Raw genomic sequence first — 19274 nt, 5'->3', positions numbered from 1 at the left:
TCAGATTTTTGAGCATCAATCCGTGGAGATATTCAAAAGTGACGATGGTGTGCCAGACCAAGAAACCCGCAACGCCCGCTTTGCGCGCGTCGCTGCAACGTGCAAAAGCGACTGATATTGGGTAACGATATCTTCTCGGTCGGCAGCGTCCACAGCTGCCTTCAAGGCGCCTGGCGGTGGGAAGGCTGAGTCAGACACGAATGGGATAGCTACTGCGAAGAACTCAAGTCCCTTAGCGCGGTGCATGGTCGTGACACGTACCCCCGGGATTGATCGATCATCCGCACCAGCTTGGAGAGTCACTGTCTCGATGCCACCCGCGCGCAAGGCTTCACTCACCCGACCTACGTCCGATCGACGAGCACAGAGAACACCAACGTCTGACAAATGCATGTCATCGGAGGGGAGAGCTCGCACCCAAGACGCAACACCCTTGAGCTCCTCCTCTTCGGAGGCGCATCCAACCAGGTTCGGTGATACTCCATGCAGGAGGCTCACATAGCCGCGTAGCGTGTCACTTCCCTCATCGAGATCATCCACGCTTACACCCTCAAGAACGGATACGGCCCAAGCTCGAATCTCCTGGGTCGTTCGATAATTCAGGCGTAGTCGCCGAGACCTTCCGCGCACATTGATGCCGCAGGAAGCCATGCTGGCTCTGCGCCCGTAAATTCTCTGGTGCGCATCCCCGACTATGAAGAGAGAATTGCTATCCCCGGACGGCTTCTCCGGCACGATAGCCCTAATCAGTCTAAATGCCTGTTCCCCCATATCCTGCGCCTCGTCGACGATCACCGCCGCATAGGGCAGGCTGGGGGCTTCAGCAGCTAGGATCTCGATCGCTTCGCGGTAGGCGTCATCCGGTTCAGCAAGACCACCACTTATCATTCTAGCCCGGTAATCCGCGAAGATTATCCAAAGCGCGGCCCTCTTGCGGCGATCGAGAGGAGTGCCGCGTCCGGCCCTAGATGCTTTCAGGTAAGACCGCTGGTCGATGAGACCTTTCGCCTGAACGATCTGCGCCCATTCCGCGCGGATGAAGGCCTCGGAGAGCCCATCAGGTAATTCATGATCGTCGAACACTTCTCGCCAGATCTCATCGAGACGATCCCGCGCCTCTCCGAAGAAGGCGACTTCGCGTGCGAAATTCTTCCGCTTGAGGAACTGGGACACCCAACGGTCCAAGTTGATCACTTCGATCCGAGGCGGCCGAGCGTCCAGATGTTCTGGACACAGAGTTCGTAGGTTCGCTTCGATGTCTTGTGCGAGGCTCGTCGTGAAAGTTGTCAGCAGAACCCGTTGACCTGCCCGCGTCATGTCCTGTTCGATCTGATCGGCAAGGTGCTTCGCCCGGTGCATGGCAACGACGGTTTTCCCGGTCCCGGCGCCACCGCGGACCATGGCTGGGCCGTTGTAGTCCCGGTAGGCAATCTTGCGTTGATCAGGGTGTAAGAACACCCGCCATCCCTCGAGCCCCTCTTCAAAAACACGCCTGAGTTCCTTTTCATCCTCTGGGATGAAGATGGTCTGGCGGCTCTCCTCCGTTTCAATCATTTGATCGAACGTCAGGTCAGCAGGTGCGTTTTCTGCCGTGGCTTCCGGTTGTTCCGGGATGCCCGTCAGAGCGTAAACCTCCTCGTCGGAATAGCCTGCGGCGAGGGCATAGAGGATCTGGTAGGTCAGCGGATCGAAAGCCTCTTCTGCAGCTTCCAGCGCATCAATCGAGGCAAGCGCACGGACCGCGGCTATTTCTTCTTGCTGAACACCGAGGGCTTTCAGCCGCTTTTCAGATACTGCCGCGAAGAGACGTGGCTCGTTCGCAGTCTGGGGAGCGGTCTCGACGATGTCCGCTTCCAGTTCCTCGACGACGCGGATCCGGTTCGTATCCGGGTCGAGTTTCACCCGACGGTTTCCGGCCCACCGGTAGGCTTTGTCATGTTCATTCACATGGACGAACATGATGTCGCGGCCCACTTCGAAGGCGATCGCGCGGTAGCCTTGGTCGACACGGAGGGATTTGATCGAACTGTCTTTCGCACCTTCCACGGTTTCAAGGTTCAACCCGTTCGCAGACGGATCAGACATGTAGCGGGTCATCATATCCATGAAGCGCAGCGCCACCTTGTCGGGAAGTTTCCGCAGGCTTTTCATACAACCGATGTCATAGGAGACCCGCTTGTTGATTGCGTCCATCATCTGTTTGTCTCCTGAATCGCCTGAATAACTTTGGTGACCGTCTCGCCGATTTGGTCGCTCTCCGGATCAAACGGGATGAGCCGCCAACTCACCCCTTCACAGAGGGTTTCCGCAATCGCAACGTTGGCCTCCCTCCACCCAAATTCCAACATCCCAACAACCCGCCCCTCGACGAGCAAATCGTCCCCAAAACGGTCCGGGCCGGGCACTTCAGCCGCTATCAAGGCGTCGATCAGAGGATGGAACAGATCATCACATAGGGCCCGGGCTTCAAGCCAGGCTTCAGTGTCAGCATCCGTTGGTCCGGTCCCTACCGACATATCGGGTGGAGACAGAGTGTCGAGGCCCGCCAGTTCCACATGGAAACCGCGAACACACTGAAACAGATTGACGAGGCGCCAGAGGCCACGCCACGCTTCAGTGTAGAGCGCCTTCGCAGCAGGCTGATGACCCGGATCCGGGAGTTCAGCTCGCAGAACAAGTCGAATATCTGCGTCCGATCCGGCCCACTCCGTCGGAGATATCTGTTTGCATGCCAAATATAGGTCAAGCGCTCCAGCCCCAACATGATCCGTCAGCCCCGGCGTGAGAAGGAACTGGCGCCCTTCTTCCGTAAGGGAGGCCTGCCGCGGCAGTTGATCGAGCGGCCGCCCGGTCGCAACGAATCCCCTGGTCAGGATCGACCGGCTCGGAGCGTCATCGTCCCTTACGCCGTCCAGAAGGTGCCAGAACCCTTCGAGGGAGCTTTCGACCTGGAGTGCGCGGACGCTTTCGATGTGAGTCGCGAAGCCGGGGAAGGTGCAGACCCTAGCGAGTCGTCCGACCTTTTCCACGTTGAGGGCCGGTTCCGCGAGTGGATTGAGATAGGCTCGGTTTTGTGCATCTAGGTCTGCCCAGGCGAGGGTCCAGACCCGGACCTGACCGGACCGGATCATCTCGATCCGGTCTAGAAGATCTTGGGCGACTGTGTCCGCGTGATATTCGAGGCCATCCATTTCGAGCACGACAGGCAAGGCACCGGCTTGGCCCGCCGGTGTAAAGAGAAAGTCGATCCGTTTTCGAGGGAGGTTCTTGAAACGGGCATCGATCTGCACTTGGGGTTCGATCGTCCAGAGCCGGGGCCGGTCCTTAGGACCAGCGCGCAACACAAAGCCGCGACGCCCACCTGAGAGGACTTGAGGGGTCAGCGCATCGTTCCCATACCGGTCGGCAAGGGAGTTCAGGAGCCGCTTCTCGAGGGCACTCTCCACCATGGCACCCCGGATCGACTCGTCGATCCCAGTCTCCGTCCGGTTGAGGCTATCCCACTTCTGCAGGATCGTTTCCATCATCTGACGTGCACGATCCCGATCAGGTTCGCCGGGCCCGAACTGGGATCGGTAGGGCTTCACGCAACGGAAACAGCCGTTTCGGTCTGGTTCCTGGTTACAAGGACAGTCCCGAAGCGCCTCAGCCGCGCGACTGATCACCGCCCGCATCGTATCAGGGTGCTCTCCGACCTGTCTCAGATACCCGGACCCGCCTGGGACAGCATCATAGAGGTAGAGGCTGCGGACGGTGGTCATCCCGTCGAGCTGGGCGGCGAAGATCGTGGAGCGGAGATGGTCGACCTTCCCCGCGAAATGTCTGCGCATCCCGAGGTTGATCGCAGCGACGAAGCTCTTCAGATCATCATCATCGGCCTCACCAACGACCGGGATCACGATCCGGATTGCTTCAGTATCGAAGTTCCGCATCAGAAAGACGCCGGTCTCCCATTTCTCGCGGGCGAGTGCCGTTTCGCGGATGACCTTGCAGCTCGGTGGGTGGGTTCCGCGATCTGCTTCATCTTTCGCCGGCTTTTGGAGCGTGCCGCAATGGCGGCAGATCAGGAACGGCTGCGCCGGTCGTTTTTCGCCGGCGATTTTCGGCCCTGGAAACGTGGACTTCGGGCCGAAGTTGAAATCCCGGAAGGTGCAGTGCGGCAGGAACTCGAACCCGAACGGCGCGCCATTCTCTCGACTGGTGAACCAGGAAGTGTGGATATGCTCCGGCCCGTGGAATGGCATAAGAACCCGGTCGAATTGTCTCTGGTCGCGCTGATCGCCATCCCGGATCGCCGCCTTTTCCTCGCTGTCCACCGAGATCACGGACTTGAGCTGAACGACATCATGGTTGGACCCGGAATCGGACCACATTTCATCCCCACAGCGCGGGCATGTACTGGTTTCCATGCCTTCAATCCGGTGCGCGACATGTGAGCAGGAGGGGCAGAAGGTCCAACGGCTCAGGTCTTCCTTCCCGATCTCGATCCGCTCGATCTCAACCTGTCGCCCGTTTGCATAGAAGAACTGACCCGGTGCGAACTCCGATAGGGCCGAGCTGGCTGGACGGGAATACTCAACATAAAGAAGCCCATCCTCATCCTTCGATGCGGTCTTGGTCGGATCGTTTCGGCGCGAGAGGATCGAGGTGAGTTTCACGCCCTCTTCCGGGAAGGCGTAGTTTGGGAGGATCCCTTTATCGGTAAGGAACTTGATAACGGCCACATCATCGATCCCGCTGCGGATCAGCCGGTTAATCTCGGTCCGGTCACGCGCGATCTCACCCTCGCGCTTCTCGAACTCCTCATCTGTCAGCTCTGCCCGTCGTTTCCGAAGCCGATTCAGTTCTTTTGTGGCCTCTTCCCGCTTCTCTATAAGCCGCGCCTTCTCCGTGGCTGCGGCATCAAACGCCGCGCCGATCCGCCAACCAATCGACCTTTGATCGCTACTGATCAGGAAACCGCGCACCCGGTCCACGAGATCCGAGCGCGCCTGAACGGCGGGCGGAAGTCCCGCCAGAAACGCGGTCGCCAATTCATCCCCTCTGTCGTGGACCAGGTCCAGCCATTCGATAGGGAACCCCTCCGTCGCTCCGGAGGAGCGGCGCTTCAAGACATCACGCACCTTCCCGTAGTCGCCCGCCTCCGCAGTGGCCGCGACATAGGTATCGAGTGTAAAGGCTGTCACCTGGCGAAGAAGAACTTCTTCGGCCGCAAGGAAGACCCCAGGCGGGCGCACCTGGCCCGCCAGCATCGGGGTCGGATCTTCCCAGAACTGAAGGTCATGAGCTCGCGAATTGGCCAGGACAATGTTCAAGGCATTTCCGTCGCGCCGACCGCTCCGGCCCATCCGCTGCACGTAATTCGCTTCCTCAGGTGGAACCGACCCCAGAAGCAAGGTCGATAGATCCCCGATGTCGATCCCCATTTCGAGAGTCGGTGTGGCGGAAATCAGATTCGGCGCCCACCGGGTCTCATCCTTGATGAACCCGGTCTCGACACGCAATCGCTCATCGGTTTCGAGGATCCCAGTATGTTCGCGCGCGACCACCCGGTGGTTTCGGTCGGACCGAAGAGATCGGTGCAACGCCGGGCGTGGCGGAGCACCTGCCAGCGCGAAATGCCCAGTACATCCGATCTTGGTGCATGGTGATCCTGCCGCGATCTCCTCGTTCTCCGCGAGGACCGTCTCCTGCCGACCGCAGCGGTCACAAGTGAGCCCGATCGTACGGGTCGAGACCGTGACCTTGTCCGGTTCAATCAGCCACGCGTGCCGGTTCTGCCCATCCGGGCCGTTAACCCGGCGCAGAATGCTGTCGGCTTCGAGACGCTGCAGAACCATCGGATATATCGTGTCCGGGTCCGTTCCGTAGCGGAGATCCGCCACCCCGAGGGTCCGGAAGAGCCAGTCCCGATACCAGCTCACCCCCTGCGACCTCGTGATGCGCTCATACCCGAGCGGTGGATGACCCAATGTAACTGGGATTGGCGCGAGGCCGCGTCGGCTGTCTGGTATCGGAAGCGTTCCAGTCCTGCCAACACCCATTTGGATTGCTGATGCGAACCAGTTCAGACCCCGCGCGCCCGAGGCTGTTGCCACCGCACTGGCAACATAGGGGTGCGCGACGGAGCCCTGGCGGCGCATACGTTGAACTACACCGAACAGGAAACGGGCGAGAAGCGCAGGGTCGATGTCGGGGGCACCAGGAAGATCGTTCCTGAGTTCGCTTGCGAGCCGCTGTGCGGAAGCGCTCAGAACATCGGCAGAGACATCAGCCGCGACCATGCCGTTCGCTTCGAGCGTATGGCTGAAATGCGACCGATAGCTCAGGTCCACGAAGTACTCCCACCCGAGGCGTAGCTTCATGTGATTTAGGAAGACTGTGTCGGTGATCGATGTTCCGTCCCGGATCAACTCTTGGTACCGACCACGCCAAGTCTGCTCTTTCGGGATGTAAAGGGCCGTAAAGGCGTCCGGTCCATGCAAATCGAGCTGCGCGGCAGGGGTTTTCTCGATCACGTCAGTGAGGCTCATCCCGTCCGTTTCAGCTTCCTGCAGGGCGGTGAAGAGGGATTTCTGATAGACCGACAGTGAGTTACGGGTCTCGGCCACCGCCGCACGATGAGCCGCGTCCTGGACGGAATCGGAGAACATGAGAAAGCGCGGTTTCGCCTCTGGCTCTTCCTCGTTCTGTGCCGAGGTGTAGAGGGTCCCTGTGATCCCAGTCGTCAGTCTGGCCGCTCGCATCCCGAAGAGGAGCAATCCGCGCGCCTGTCCACAGGCCGGACACGACCGGTCAATACGCCCACTCGCCGCGTCCGTCGGGTCATACATCCAAACCGGTGCGGAAGGACCCGGCGCAAGGTTTTCATGATCCGACGGGGTGAATTCGATGCTTTCTGCATCGAGCAGCCCCTTCACAATCCGCACACCACCACCGGCCGCCGGGATCATTCGATCGAGCGTTTCGTGATAGAAAAGTCGGATCTTTCCACCTGCGCTCTCGTCGAAGAACTCTTCATAAAGCTGCTCGAGCGGGGCCCAGCAGGAGGTTGAATTCGGGTTCAACCGCCCGACATGGGCGGTGGCCCCACATCGGTTACAGTTCACGATCGGCAGGGAGCGGCGCAATGTGTGTCGGTCGAGATCAAGAGCATGGGACAGGCTCATCTGCGATCGCACACCGGCTGCCTCGGTTCGAGGCAGGTTAGTCACCATCCTCGACATTTCCCGGATCCAGAGCTGGAGCCGGACGTTGAATAGCGGACGTGGGCGTTCTGCTGAACCTGACCGGGCCCAAGCGACCAGCGCCACGACCAGTTCCGCGAGTGCACGATGATCGACTTCGGACCAGTCGCGAAGCACCCGGACCTGTGCGAGCCCTGCGGCGATCGCCTCGAGTGAGGCGGGGCCCTTGTGTTCGGCGATGATTTTGAGAACCCGCTGACACAGATGATGCTCCTTCAGCCGTTCACCAAGCGCGATCCGCCAGGCTTGGTCTGAAACAGCGCCATCATCAATGAAGGCCAGATCCGGATCGGTCCGGTCCGGGAATAGGGCGGTCGCGAGTCGAAGCGCCGCGTCAGCCTGATCCATTTCCTCGGCCTCGCGGAGGGCAGTGTGGATTTCCGCCGGGTCCGGCCGATCCACATATTCCGGGTCTCCGAACACCTCGTTCGGCGTTTTCCGTGTCTCCGTCACAACCGCCCCTTCATCGAAGGGTTCGCCGAAAATGGTTTCGGCATAACGCCGAAGATCGACCTTCGCGTCTTCACCCGCGCCAAGCGTGGCCGAAGACCCCACGCAGATCAGATGACCTTTCGGAGTACTTAGACGGTGTTTCAGACGGCGCAGCAGGAGGGCGAGATCCGCACCCTGCGCCCCGTCGAAAGTGTGCATTTCGTCGACCACCAAAAACCGCAGCGTTTCCGGGTCGTTCTTTTCCCACAGCGGCTTGTCCCGACCGCGCAGAAGGAGGTAGTCGAGCATCTTGTAGTTGGTAAGCAGAATATCGGGCGGGTTCCGCCGCATCGTCTCGCGATGGGTGATCACGCTGTCCGCCGTCACCTCATGCGCAGGGTTCTGTGGCTCTGCGTCCGCATAGATGCCGGCCCGCACGCCGTCCAATGACCCGATCTCGGAGATCGCCGCCGCAATCCGGCGCGCCTGGTCGGTGGCCAGCGCGTTCATTGGGTAGATCAGGATGGCCTTGATCCCGGGCTTCCCCTTGTTCCGACGACAGTGGTCGAGGATCGGCCACAAATAGGATTCCGTCTTGCCCGACCCGGTCCCTGTCGCAACCAGTGTCGAGCGCATCGCCTCTCCGCTCAGCCTGGCAAAGGCATCCGTCTGGTGCTGATAGGGGGCAAACCGGAGCGGTACGTCGGGGAAAGGCTGCCGCCAGCTGCCGTCTTCTGCCCCCTTGATCTGCCGGAACGGCATGTCGACCGAGATCCACGGACCTTTGATGAAGTTTGCTGGCTCGTCGATGAACCGGTCCACCATCCCTTCAAAAGCGGGGCTGGTGCTATTCAATGTCGTATGGACCAGTTCGCGCAAGCTGTCCTGGACATGGCGGGCAAGGAGGATCGGGTTCATGTCAGGCGGCCTCTTCGGATTTCAGCCGCTCGAAATGGGCCCACGCACGGCGGTAATCCTCGATCCGGTCGCATTGGGTGAAGGGGCCGACAAAGTGCCGGGTGACCTCGCGCGGGCCGCCGGGCATCGTGTCGTCGATGGCGGTGCAGGTCAGTTCCGAGGGGTTATCGGCAAGGATCTTGTCCCAGGCGGCGCGACCGGGGCTTTTGCCGCGCTCGTCGAGCCAGCCGACGCCAGGCAGGCCCTTGGAGCAGGTCCAGACGATCCGGCCGTTTTGGTCGTACCAAGTGCCCGCCTCGTTCTCTTGCAGAACCGGAAAGTAGATCCGGTAGATCTCGATCAGCTGCTCGAGGGTCAGGCCGAGGGCCTGCGCGACCAGCACGTCGATCTCGACCAGCGCCATACGGCGGGCGAATTCGGTCCGAAGGCCTGCGGTCCGGTCCCAAGTGGCCGGACCTTGGACCGGGCCTTCGATGAGCAAACGCGGATCACTCGATGACCATGTTAGGGTTGAAATGTTGGGAGCGTGCCTGTCCCAAAGATCGCGGTACGCTGATGTAAGACAAGTTAATCTTAATCCTCGGCTTCGAGCGGTTTGCCCCACATCTATCCACGGGAGTCTTTTTGCGTCTTTATCATGCAAATTCAGTTTGCCGCTGGCCTTGATCAGGAAGTCAATTGGGATGGAGACGTACAATGCGCATGCATTCAACAAGTTACTCTCATTCTCGAATGCTATGCTCTCAACGCTGTTCACATGAGTGGTCGCTGGCGGAATCATTGCCCCAACCAAACTGCGTTCATTGTTAAGGTTGATCATCGCACGGAAGGCTATCCTGAAGAAATCCGAATGACTTTTTGTCCCATTCCATAAACAACGAGCCATCCTGCTGCGATATTCTGAAATGCTCAAATCTGTTACATAATTTGTTCTGGGAAGGTAGTCCTCAGGAATCTCGCACAAATCTACAGCATCATAAGCTTTGTTAGTGTTACAAATTGCTTTTGGAGACTTGTAGAATGGATTTCCGACGAAGAACAAGGGCCCCTGAAAAACTAGATTTTGAGCACTTCGAAAAGCTGTTTGACGCTTGATCGTCCCATCTTTTTGCGCAGAAGTTTCATTCCATCCAGCTGAAATTTGCCATCCGAGACTATCACCTTCAGAGACAAAAGAATTAGTTTCCGAATTTTTAAGAGCACTTTCGAGCTTCTTGGCCGCCGCCATCTGCTTAAAAACGGCCAACGTCTCTGTCGAATAAGGTTGGATTAGACGTGCTTGGTTGGATGGCACGTCCCCATTTTCAGAAAGTGAACAAATTGTTGATAGCGTCCTACTGTCAATACGGACAATTTTCTTTTTGTGACCGCGGACATCCCAAGCACCATCGCCCTTTTTGATTGCGGGAACTGGACCAGCACCGTCATGCGAGTAGGAATCGTCTATTTGAGAGGGCAGAAATGCCCCGTAGAAAAGGTCAAACGATGGCTCTTTTTCCAATCCTCGATATATGTTTACCGAGAACCGTATATTATTATTTACTTCGGGAAAGTTCTTGCTCTTGATTTGATTTCGGCACTCAAAGTACTTTGCAATATGTCCGTACCAATGTCGTCGGAACTCCTTCGAACTCGGGTCGCTGAGATGTCCGTCTTGATGAATTAGAGCCGAATATCCTTCTGGTGAAACTACGCGAAAAGCCAAGTCGACAAAGCAGCGATACAGATTGTTTGACCCGCCGCCAGCGAAGGGATTCATCACCTCGGACGAGGTCACCTCCATCGCCCCTCGGGTCGACACGAAATCCTGCAAAAACGCCCGTTCCGCCGAGATCATCCGCCCTTCGCGCCGCACGGAGGGCGCCTTCGGAAGCGCCTCGGGCAAAACCTTCTTCGCGTCCGACGCCGACAACCCGGCATAGAGCGGATCGATGTCCGCCAGCACCAGCCCCTCGTTCCACGAGGGCTTGGCCCAAGGCGGGTTCCCCACGATCAGGTCGAACCCGCCCCGCGCCTTCATGATGTCGGCAAAGATCAGGTCGAAATGCACAAAGCGCTCGCGCTCGGCCACACGGGTTGCGACACCGAGCCAGTCAAAGGTCTCGATCAGCGCCTCGACATTCGTCTCGCGGAACAGGTTGTCCTGCCGCTTGACGGCGGCCTTGAACAGATCCCGAGCAGGCGCGTCGGGCTCCATCATGTCCAGAAAGTCGGGGGACGGATCGGCGAACTCATCCATGCTGGGGGCGGCCAGTGACCCGTCCGGGGTAAAGCCACCTTCCAGGATCATGGCCATGCCCTGCAGGAACTCCGCCCGGCTGGGAAGCAGGTCCGCCTTGTCCAGCGGCCAGAGCCAAAGCGCGCACCACGCATCCATCGCCGTCTTGAGCCGCTTGTAGGGTAGCGTGTTGGTCGCGTGATCGGCCCCGATCAGGTGGGCATTCAGCTTTTCCTTGGCATGGAAATCGAGGCCCTTGTTGCCGGGGATGACCTTGTCCGGCCAGAGCGTGATCGCATCATTTGCCGCGGCGCGGGTCTTGGCGAGATCGTCGGCGACCTGGTCGAACAGCGCCTCGGCGATCCGGCTGAGCTTTTGAACCAGCTTGATCTCATGCGGTTCCAGCTTTTTGAAGAAGCCGTCCTTCCGCCAGGCCTTGATCTGGTCCTGCGCGTCACCAGCGAAGGGTTTGATCGACTTGTCCTTGTCGAAATTCGCCATGTCCTTGGCGGGGAGCAACCACTGCCAGACGTGGTTCTCGGGCAGGCGTTTCCGCCAGCCGATCTCGTCCGGCTTTGCGTTGAGCCAGAGATCCGCTTGGGTCCTGGCACTGAGCCAAGTTGGCGCATAGGAGGCGCGACGGGCGCCTATCAACGAGTTCCCGGAATGAAGCTGATCCCCGAACCACGGCGAGAAGTCGCTGGCATGGAGGCTGTTCAGCCAAAGCGAGATCGCCCCCAGCTCCACGGCAATCGGGTTCAGGTCGACGCCAAAACAGTTCCGGTCGGCGATATAGGCCCGTACCTTCTGTTTCTCGACGACCACCTTGTCTTGGGGGATCGTCGTGCCAGTCTCCTTCTGCTTCCGCTCGAGGTAGAGATCGGCAAGCTGATTTGTGGTTTCGACCAGAAAGGCCGCAGAACCCATGGCCGGCTCGAGGATCTTGAGTTCAAGAAGTTCGTCTGCGGTCAGATCCCGGCACCGCTCCATCAGCGCATGCTTGACGAGGAGCCGCGCCAACGGTTCCGGGGTGTAGTAGGATGCAGATTTTTCCCGGTCCCGGCCGGCAAGGCGGTAGATGAAGGTCCCCTTGGGATAGACCAGCGCTTCCGAACCGTTGAACACAATCTCTTCTGGCGCGAACTCGCCGATCCGGCTGCGCGGCACGAACCAGCTTGGCGCGAGCGGATCGACCTTGTCGCGGCGGAACGCCTCGTCCTGTTCGGCTTCCTCATCCCCGAACAGATCTTCTTCGACGTCGTCATCCAGATCTGGCGCGTCCGCATCGCCCCCGTCCTCGGCCGCGTCGTTCGACCGCCCCTTTCGAGGTTTTAGCTCGATGAGGTCTGTCTTCGCAACGACCCCCGTGAAGGAAATTAGCGTTTCATAGACCGCACCAAGCTGACCGATCCCGAGCTTGGCATAGGAGATCCGGCCCGTGCTCTTTCCGGTGGACCGGAGCGAGAGGAGCCGGATTACCTTCTGGATCGCCTCGTTGCGCAGCATCAGCCCGTTCAGAAGCGGCGTGCTCGCCGGGTCGAGAAGGGATACCTTTACCGATGGCAAGCGCAGCCCGCTGCCCTTTTCCTCGTCGGCGAGATCAAGCCCGGTGTAGAGCAGCGTCAGTGTCTGCTGGAGGCTTTCCCACAGGAAGGTCCCCTCCCGGTCCGCCGTGGTGCGCAGGGGCACAGATTCCAGATCGCGTAGCGTTTCCAAGGAATAACCCGTCGCATAGATCGGATTTTTCAGGTCCAGGAGGTTCAGTCGCGGGTTCGCCTCAGCGTAGAACAGGAAGAGGAGCCGGTACATGTAGCGCAGACACTCACGCGACAGTTCCGGTCCATCGATCCAGACGTCTTTGTTCTTCCCGCCCGTGACAGTCAGAACTTCCTGGCCGAGGAGTTCGATGGCGTCCCGAACCGTGCGCTTCAGCGAGGTGGTGACAGCGTTGGCATTCCGCTGCGCCTCCTCTTCGAGCCGGTCCGAGATTGGTGCGCCCTGTTCCGGCACCCGGGTCTCCCGCGAGATCAAGCAGGCCATGACCGTAAGTGTGTCGCGGTCCGTGCGCGTGAAGATTTCCTGAAGATCGAAGCGTAGGACGGACCGGGCCGGCCATTTCCGCTTGTCGATCAAAACGATCTGGGAGAGCCCCAAGACCATAACATGGCGAGGTCCGTCGGCGAGCTCGAACACCCCCTCCGCCAGAACGGATTCGATCGTCCGGTCAAGAAGTGCCGCTTCGCCTGCATCGGCGGGAAACTGATCCAGCGCAAAACACGCCCCTAGCGGATCCGCCGCCTCGTCCTCGGCGTGCTGAAGGGGCGCCTCGATAATCCAGAGCGCATCCCGACCGGAAGCGTCCGCCACCCGCGAGATCATCGGAATAACCGGTGCGCCTGCCAGCGCGGTGAACGCAGCCTCTCGTTTCCAGGCATAGCCGAGAGCGCCCAACAGCGCGTGGTGCATCTCCCGGGTCAATTCTGTTCGGCGATCTGCGTCCGAACTGTTCCGGATCTGTCGAAGGGCTTCAATGGTCGAGGTCGCAACCCGGGACAGCCGCTCGATCGGATGGGCGGATTTTTCCAGACCCGCCCAGCGGGCTGTGATGTCGGAAAGCTCCTCCTTCAGAACATCGGAGAGCGTCCCGGACGGGAAGAACTCGGCTTCGTTTTCAATACCGATCAGATCCATCCGCTCACCCCACAAATACCGCTTTGACATCGACATAGGGGTTGGGGTCATCCACCATCAGGCGGGTCCGCTCAAACCACTCTGTCCAGTCCTTGAACAGGTCCTCGATCTTCTTCTCTTTCGCGCGCCGTATCGTCAGTCGTCTCTTTTCAAGCGCGCTGAGACCCTCGGTCGACTCCACTGCCTCGCCGAGATCGAGCGTCAACTGGGCCTGGAACCGGCCCTCCAGCTCCCCGAGCCGGGTCAGGACCGCGTCAAGATCCTGCTGGATCAGGGCCGCGCGTTCTTTCCCGAGCCCGCGCAGATGGGTCTGGAACCGGTCCACAGAGGTTTTGATCGCAGCCTGCGCAGGGCCCAGATCCTCCACCGGACGGCCGGGGGTATCCTGTGCGAGACGGACCCGGGCGATGAAGTCCGGCACCTCTTCGATACGGACATCCCCGTCCGCCCCCTGGATCACGACAGCCCACCGGTCGACAACCGGGGCACCGTTCGCGTTCGGGATCGCACCATGCATCACCACCGCGACCTCTCCCTTGGAGAGGGCACTCAGCGGCGCGACCGGAGCGGAATGCTCCGGGAAAAAGGTGCTGGCCCGGTCCGCGAACCATTCGAGGATCGGGTGACCATCCCAGAGGTATTGCACGGTCGGCCAGGACCGCTCCTGCATCTTCGCATGATCGATCGCCCGGTTGATTACCTGAGCCTGATCAGTCAATTCGATCCGGTCCCCTGCACCGACCGCCTCTTCGGGCATGAAACGACTATCGACCGCGCCTTCACTCGCGTAACCGAAACCATCTCGGGCCCGCATATCATCTGGAATCGCGATCCGGATCATCCGATCCCCCAGGGAGATGTCGGGGGCAGACGGGAAGGCACGCTCCTCGGCGCGAGACAGCCGGCCGATCATTGCGGCAGCATAGCTGAAGGTATCTGGGAAGAGCCGTGGCAGCGCCGCCTCAGCAGCGGGGATCTCATCCGCCTTGGACTCGGCCGGGGCTGCGTAGTCCCCAAAGAGGGCGGCGAACTCGTCATCGAGGGACATCTGTGTCTTGGCCTCGTCCGCGCGGGCATTCATCTGGGCATCGAACGCATCCTCGCCGATCCCGGCAGCAACCGCTTCCGCGACGACAGCCTCTTCCTCGTCAGCGTCCCCTTTCCCGAGAAAGACCGCGGGGTCGCCAACCCCGGACTGGGCCGCTTCATCTTTTTCGACGAGCTTTTCAAGAACCCACATCTGCCGCACCTTCGGGTGCGTGCTCTCCCCCACAAAATAGGTAATCAGCGGTGGGCGGTCCTGACCGTAACGATCGATCCGGCCGTTGCGCTGCTGGAATCGCAGCAGAGACCACGGCAGGTCGAAATGGATGAGCCGGTGACACTGGTAGTGCAGGTTGAGCCCCTCGGACGCCATGTCAGAGGCGATCAGGATCCGGATCGGGGACTTCTCTTGCCCGAAGGCGTCGATCACTTCCTGGGTCCGGACATCCGCTTCGACGCTTCCCCCATCCACGCGCGCCACTTGCCCCTCGGACAGGTCTAGATCAGCCTGAAGGCGCTCTGCGAGCCAGGACACGGTGGCGATGCGTTCTGAAAAGATGACGATCCTGTCCCGCGGCGCCTTTCCGGTCCAACGCAGGTCCCGCAGCATTTTGAGAAGGTCCTGATACTTCCGGAAGGCCCCCGTATCGATCGCCGCCACCTGATCTGCGAGATCGCGGAGCCGATCCCGGTCCTCTTCCGTGCCACGGGCGGTTCCGTTCTCGATTCCGCGGATGCGCCTCTCTAGAGTCTCGAGGCAGGCAGCCGGGCTCGAGAAGATCGCTTTCGCCAGCGTGGTTCGGAACAGATCAATCGCGCGTCCCCGCGTCGACTGTTCATCGAGGTCCAGACGTAACTCTGCGATCGACTGATAGGCGATTTCCTCTTCGATGCTGAGGGGGAAATTTCTGCGGATGAGTTCCCGCTTGGGGACCTGTTGACCGATATCAGCAGCGACGTTCTTATCAGACCGGAACCGCCTAACCACCAGATCTTCGATATCGGAGCGGTGCAACCGGGTCGGGTCTGGAACCCGGGTCGGGTCCAGCATCTCGATCAGGCTCGCGAAACTCTCCTGCGACCCGTCATGTGGCGTCGCGGTCAACAGAAGCAGGGAGTCGGTTCGCCGAGACAGAAGCTGCGCCAGCTCAGCCCGCTGAGAGTTTGACCCCGCCGCTGCTTTCCGCGCCGCCGCGTTATGCGCCTCGTCAATGATGATCAGGTCCCAGTACGAGTGCTTGATCGCGTCCCGGATCTGGGCGTCCCGCTTCAGCGTGTCGATCGACACGATGGACCGGTCGAACTGATCGAACACATTATAGTGGGCGGGGATCCGGTTCCGCATACGCCGGATCGCCGCGCTGTCCAAGCGCGACAGTGGGATCGAGAACCGGGTCCAGAATTCCTTCTGGAACTGGGTGAGCATCGCCCGTGTCGTGACGACGAGGATCCGGTCCGCCCGCCCGCGTAGTACAAGCTCAGAGGCAATTAGCCCTGCTTCTAGGGTTTTCCCGAGACCGACATCATCCGCGATCAGTAACCGCACCCGATCTTGGGCGAGAGCCCGTTCCACGGGCAGATGCTGAAAGGAAAGATCATCAATCGCGGCGCGACCAAGAGTGAGTGGTTGACGGGTAGTGGTTGGTGTATTTCGGAACGCGGCCTCGAGATGCAACTTGGAGTCAATCAAACCAGAAGACGCGTCTGAGACGAGCTGAATCGCCGCCGGATCCAGAATACGGGCACCCTTTTCCAGATCCCACACAAAACGAGCTTCTTTGTCTCGAACGATGCTTGACAAGCCCCGACAGTGGATCTCGCGATAACCACGTTTAAGTGCAGAGCTGCCAAGCACCTTCCAAGTGGTCGAGCGCAGATGAATGACTGAACCTGGTTGAGGTATCACACCCATTTAGTCTCTTCCCAAAATAGCATTACGATTCAATAATATGATCTGCTGGTCTTGCGGGCGCCGGGCGGCGGGATCTGTATCCAATCCCAAGCGCCTCAGCGCGTAATAGAGCAGCGCGCGGCGCACCTTTATCTTCGCGCTGCCGCCACGCATCCCGTAGTCGAGGGCAATGACCTTAGCCTGCGTTTCTGACAGTTCGGGATGAGGAGCCACTTCGAGGACGACTTCTGAATTCCAGTCGAGATCATCATCGGCCGATGTCCCGCTTTCGCGTGAGCCACGAATCTCAATCATCCGGGAGAGAAGGAAATCCTTGAAACACTCGTCGGTTAGACAAAACGCGCGGGCGTGCCAGCGAAATCCATCGAAGGCAATCGCGTGAGGCGCAATCCAACGCCATCGCGGATCTGGGCTGGAAAGGGACTGGTATCGTATCTCTATCTCTTCGGATCGCCTGATCGCTCCCACAACGGACCGAAGCGTCACGGGGTCAACACCACGGACCGGCGTCGGCGCAGAGGCAAAGGACGGAAGATTAGCGATCCAAGAGTCTTCACGGTCAAGAATGTTTTCGGCCACGGACCGTAGCTGAGCTAGATAGCGACTGGCATCAGGTTCCAGAAATTGTGGTTGGAAAGCACTGCCTCGCACATAAGTCCGCGCACTCTTGTCGTAGACCATGTTCGCCGGAGCAAAGCCGATGTAGCGATTCAGGTCAGTGGACGCTTGGTTGACCGAGACACCGAACTGATCCATGAGGTCACTCCGGTTTACATGCCCCTCCCAGAACAAGCGGAACTCTATGAACTCGAGACGTTGCTCGACTCCCCATCGAAGTTCTGACTTGTCGTTATCCACCCTGGCCTCCCGGTATCCCAATGCGCATTGTAACTATGCGCGCCCATTTTCTGGGCCTGCGACAACCTTAGGGAGTGACACCGAGATTATCAATCGAATTTCAAGGCGTTGCCGTGGAAGTCGACCATTCAGGCGTGGATACCCCAGGGACTGGTCTTGGACTATCAGAGCCCAAAAGATCAGCTAGCTAGAACGTAAGTATCCTCGGCGATGCTTCGTCGCTGCGAGCTTCAATAGGGCGGTCACAGCATGCCCCTCGTCCGGGTGCCGTTCGATTAGCATCTGCCCTCGAAACCCGATACGGCCCCATTCCCGCACGAGGCATGCGCCGCCAAACAGGTCCGGCTGAACGCTCATTCGATAGAAGCGCCGCATGTTGAGAGACGGGTCGATCCGCTTGAGATCGACCGTCGTCGGGAACACTTCCATTTGCTGCGATGTGTCGAACATGTTGTTGATGCCTCTCTCCAGACCACAATATCAAGCGCTCTTCGACGTTTCCACAATGTTCTGTCCCGGATTGAAGTCGGGGGCTCACGCCCCCTTCTCGAACTTCATGACCGGGATGCCGAGCTTCTTGGCCTTGTCGGCGAGGTTTTCCTGGATACCGGTTCCGGGGAAGACAAGGACCCCGACCGGGAGCACATCCAGCATCGCGTCGTTGCGCTTGAAGGGCGCGGCCTTGGCGTGCTTGGTCCAGTCGGGCTTGAAGGCCACCTGCGTCACGCCCCGGGCTTCGGCCCATTTGGCGGCGATGAGCTCTGCGCCCTTCGGGCTGCCACCGTGCAGGAGGACCATGTCGGGATATTTGGTCCGGACCTGGTCGAGCTTGCCCCAGATCAGGCGGTGATCGTTGAAATCGGTCCCGCCGGTGAGGGCGACCTTGGGGCCTGCGGGAAGCATTACCTCGGTCTCGGCGCGGCGCTTGGCGGCCAGGAAGTCGCGGCTGTCGATGAGCGCTGCGGTCATGTGCTGGCGGTTCACCATCGATCCGGTGCGGGGTCGCCAGGTCGATCCCGTGTGATGGACGAACTCGGTGGCGGCGTGATCGCGCATCATGTCCATGCAGTTGCGCCGTTCGACGAGTGTCAGGCCTTCAGCCGTCAGGCGCTCGAGTTCGACGGATTTCACCTCGGAGCCGTCCTGCTCGCGCTGGAGGCGGCGCTGCGCCTGCTCGTTCTCATCGAGTGACCGCTCGATCCGTGCCGTGGCGCGGTGGAAGAGGTTGACCTGGCCCCAGAGCACCTCTTCGAGGTCGGGTTCCATACGGGTGTCTTCCAGGGTCGCGACGAGGGCGTCGAAGATGTCGGCGACGGCGACGGCGAGGCGCTGCCCATCGGGCATTGGGCGCGGATCGGGCTCGTCAAAGGGGCGATAGCCATAGAGCTGAAGCTCGTCGAGCGCATGGGCGGTCTGGGATGCGCTATGGGCGGGTTCATACGCGTCGTCGTGGGTGTGGATCGTCATCGGTTTCTTGCCTCCGGGCCTGTCTCGTCCGCGCGTCATCCCGCGCGGCCTTCATGGGCAGACCCGAGCCGTCGGGGCGGTTGCCCCTTCACCCCGGCTTCACCGGGGCCGGAACAGCGTGGAGGAGGTCGGCAGGGAAGCTATTTGTCTCGCGATGCAAAGGCGGCTTTGCCGCCGGCGGAAATAGGTTCCCTGCCGACCTTGCAGGGGCAACCGCTTTGACGGCCTGCCCATCTCTTGAAGGCCGCTCGGGTGACGGGTGGATGCGCAAGGCCCGGGATGGGGTGAGGACGACGATCCAGAGCCACGACTGGGATGCAGCCCCCTGCCCCGCACTCCCAGCCCCCCCTGCGCGATGTAGCTCAGCTGGGCAGGCGATGCCGATCCTCGGGCCCGATCTGACCTGCCAGATGCTGGCGCAGCGCGTCCTTGCCGTTCGCCCGAAGATCATCGTTGAAATCCCCGAGCCGCGGTTCCAGCACCCGCA

Annotated in this window: 7 protein-coding genes and 1 pseudogene; all 8 read right to left on the bottom strand. The window is 60.0% G+C overall.

Annotation, left to right across the window (positions count from 1 at the left end):
- Positions 1-15: 15 nt before the first annotated feature.
- Complete coding sequence (locus AC2FLX_RS07975) at positions 16-2196, bottom strand: UvrD-helicase domain-containing protein (protein ID WP_496810144.1); 2181 nt, start codon at positions 2194-2196, stop codon at positions 16-18.
- Complete coding sequence (locus AC2FLX_RS07970; protein ID WP_496810143.1) at positions 2193-8597, bottom strand: DEAD/DEAH box helicase; 6405 nt, start codon at positions 8595-8597, stop codon at positions 2193-2195. Before AC2FLX_RS07970 ends, AC2FLX_RS07975 begins: the two co-directional genes overlap by 4 nt.
- Before the next feature lies 1 nt (position 8598).
- Positions 8599-13557, bottom strand: a complete 4959-nt coding sequence (locus AC2FLX_RS07965; protein ID WP_496810142.1) for an Eco57I restriction-modification methylase domain-containing protein — start codon at positions 13555-13557, stop codon at positions 8599-8601.
- Positions 13511-16462: a DEAD/DEAH box helicase gene (locus tag AC2FLX_RS07960; RefSeq protein WP_496810141.1), complete on the bottom strand. Its 2952-nt coding sequence runs from the start codon at positions 16460-16462 to the stop codon at positions 13511-13513. Before AC2FLX_RS07960 ends, AC2FLX_RS07965 begins: the two co-directional genes overlap by 47 nt.
- Positions 16463-17320 (bottom strand): BrxR family helix-turn-helix transcriptional regulator, encoded by an 858-nt coding sequence (locus AC2FLX_RS07955; protein ID WP_496810140.1) that lies wholly within the window; start codon positions 17318-17320, stop codon positions 16463-16465. It abuts the gene before it with no gap.
- A 183-nt stretch (positions 17321-17503) separates the two neighbouring features.
- Positions 17504-17770, bottom strand: coding sequence for a WGR domain-containing protein (locus AC2FLX_RS07950; protein WP_244691431.1), 267 nt, complete (start codon positions 17768-17770; stop codon positions 17504-17506).
- An 84-nt stretch (positions 17771-17854) separates the two neighbouring features.
- A complete protein-coding gene (locus AC2FLX_RS07945) occupies positions 17855-18787 on the bottom strand; it encodes a DUF2493 domain-containing protein (protein WP_347431446.1) in 933 nt (310 codons plus the stop codon).
- A gap of 362 nt (positions 18788-19149) precedes the next feature.
- Positions 19150-19274: pseudogene (locus tag AC2FLX_RS07940) on the bottom strand (DNA primase); the annotation flags it as partial.

The organism is Ruegeria sp. YKSF57, from assembly GCF_059612585.1.
This window is presented reverse-complemented; position numbering and strand designations above follow the sequence as displayed.

Excerpts from the sequence above, each read along its gene's own strand:
- AC2FLX_RS07975 (WP_496810144.1), bottom strand. The coding sequence starts at position 2,196 with ATGATGGACGCAATCAACAAGCGGGTCTCCTATGACATCGGTTGTATG.
- AC2FLX_RS07970 (WP_496810143.1), bottom strand. The coding sequence starts at position 8,597 with ATGAACCCGATCCTCCTTGCCCGCCATGTCCAGGACAGCTTGCGCGAA.
- AC2FLX_RS07965 (WP_496810142.1), bottom strand. The coding sequence starts at position 13,557 with ATGACCCCAACCCCTATGTCGATGTCAAAGCGGTATTTGTGGGGTGAG.
- AC2FLX_RS07960 (WP_496810141.1), bottom strand. The coding sequence starts at position 16,462 with ATGGGTGTGATACCTCAACCAGGTTCAGTCATTCATCTGCGCTCGACC.
- AC2FLX_RS07950 (WP_244691431.1), bottom strand. The coding sequence starts at position 17,770 with ATGTTCGACACATCGCAGCAAATGGAAGTGTTCCCGACGACGGTCGAT.
- AC2FLX_RS07945 (WP_347431446.1), bottom strand. The coding sequence starts at position 18,787 with ATGACGATCCACACCCACGACGACGCGTATGAACCCGCCCATAGCGCA.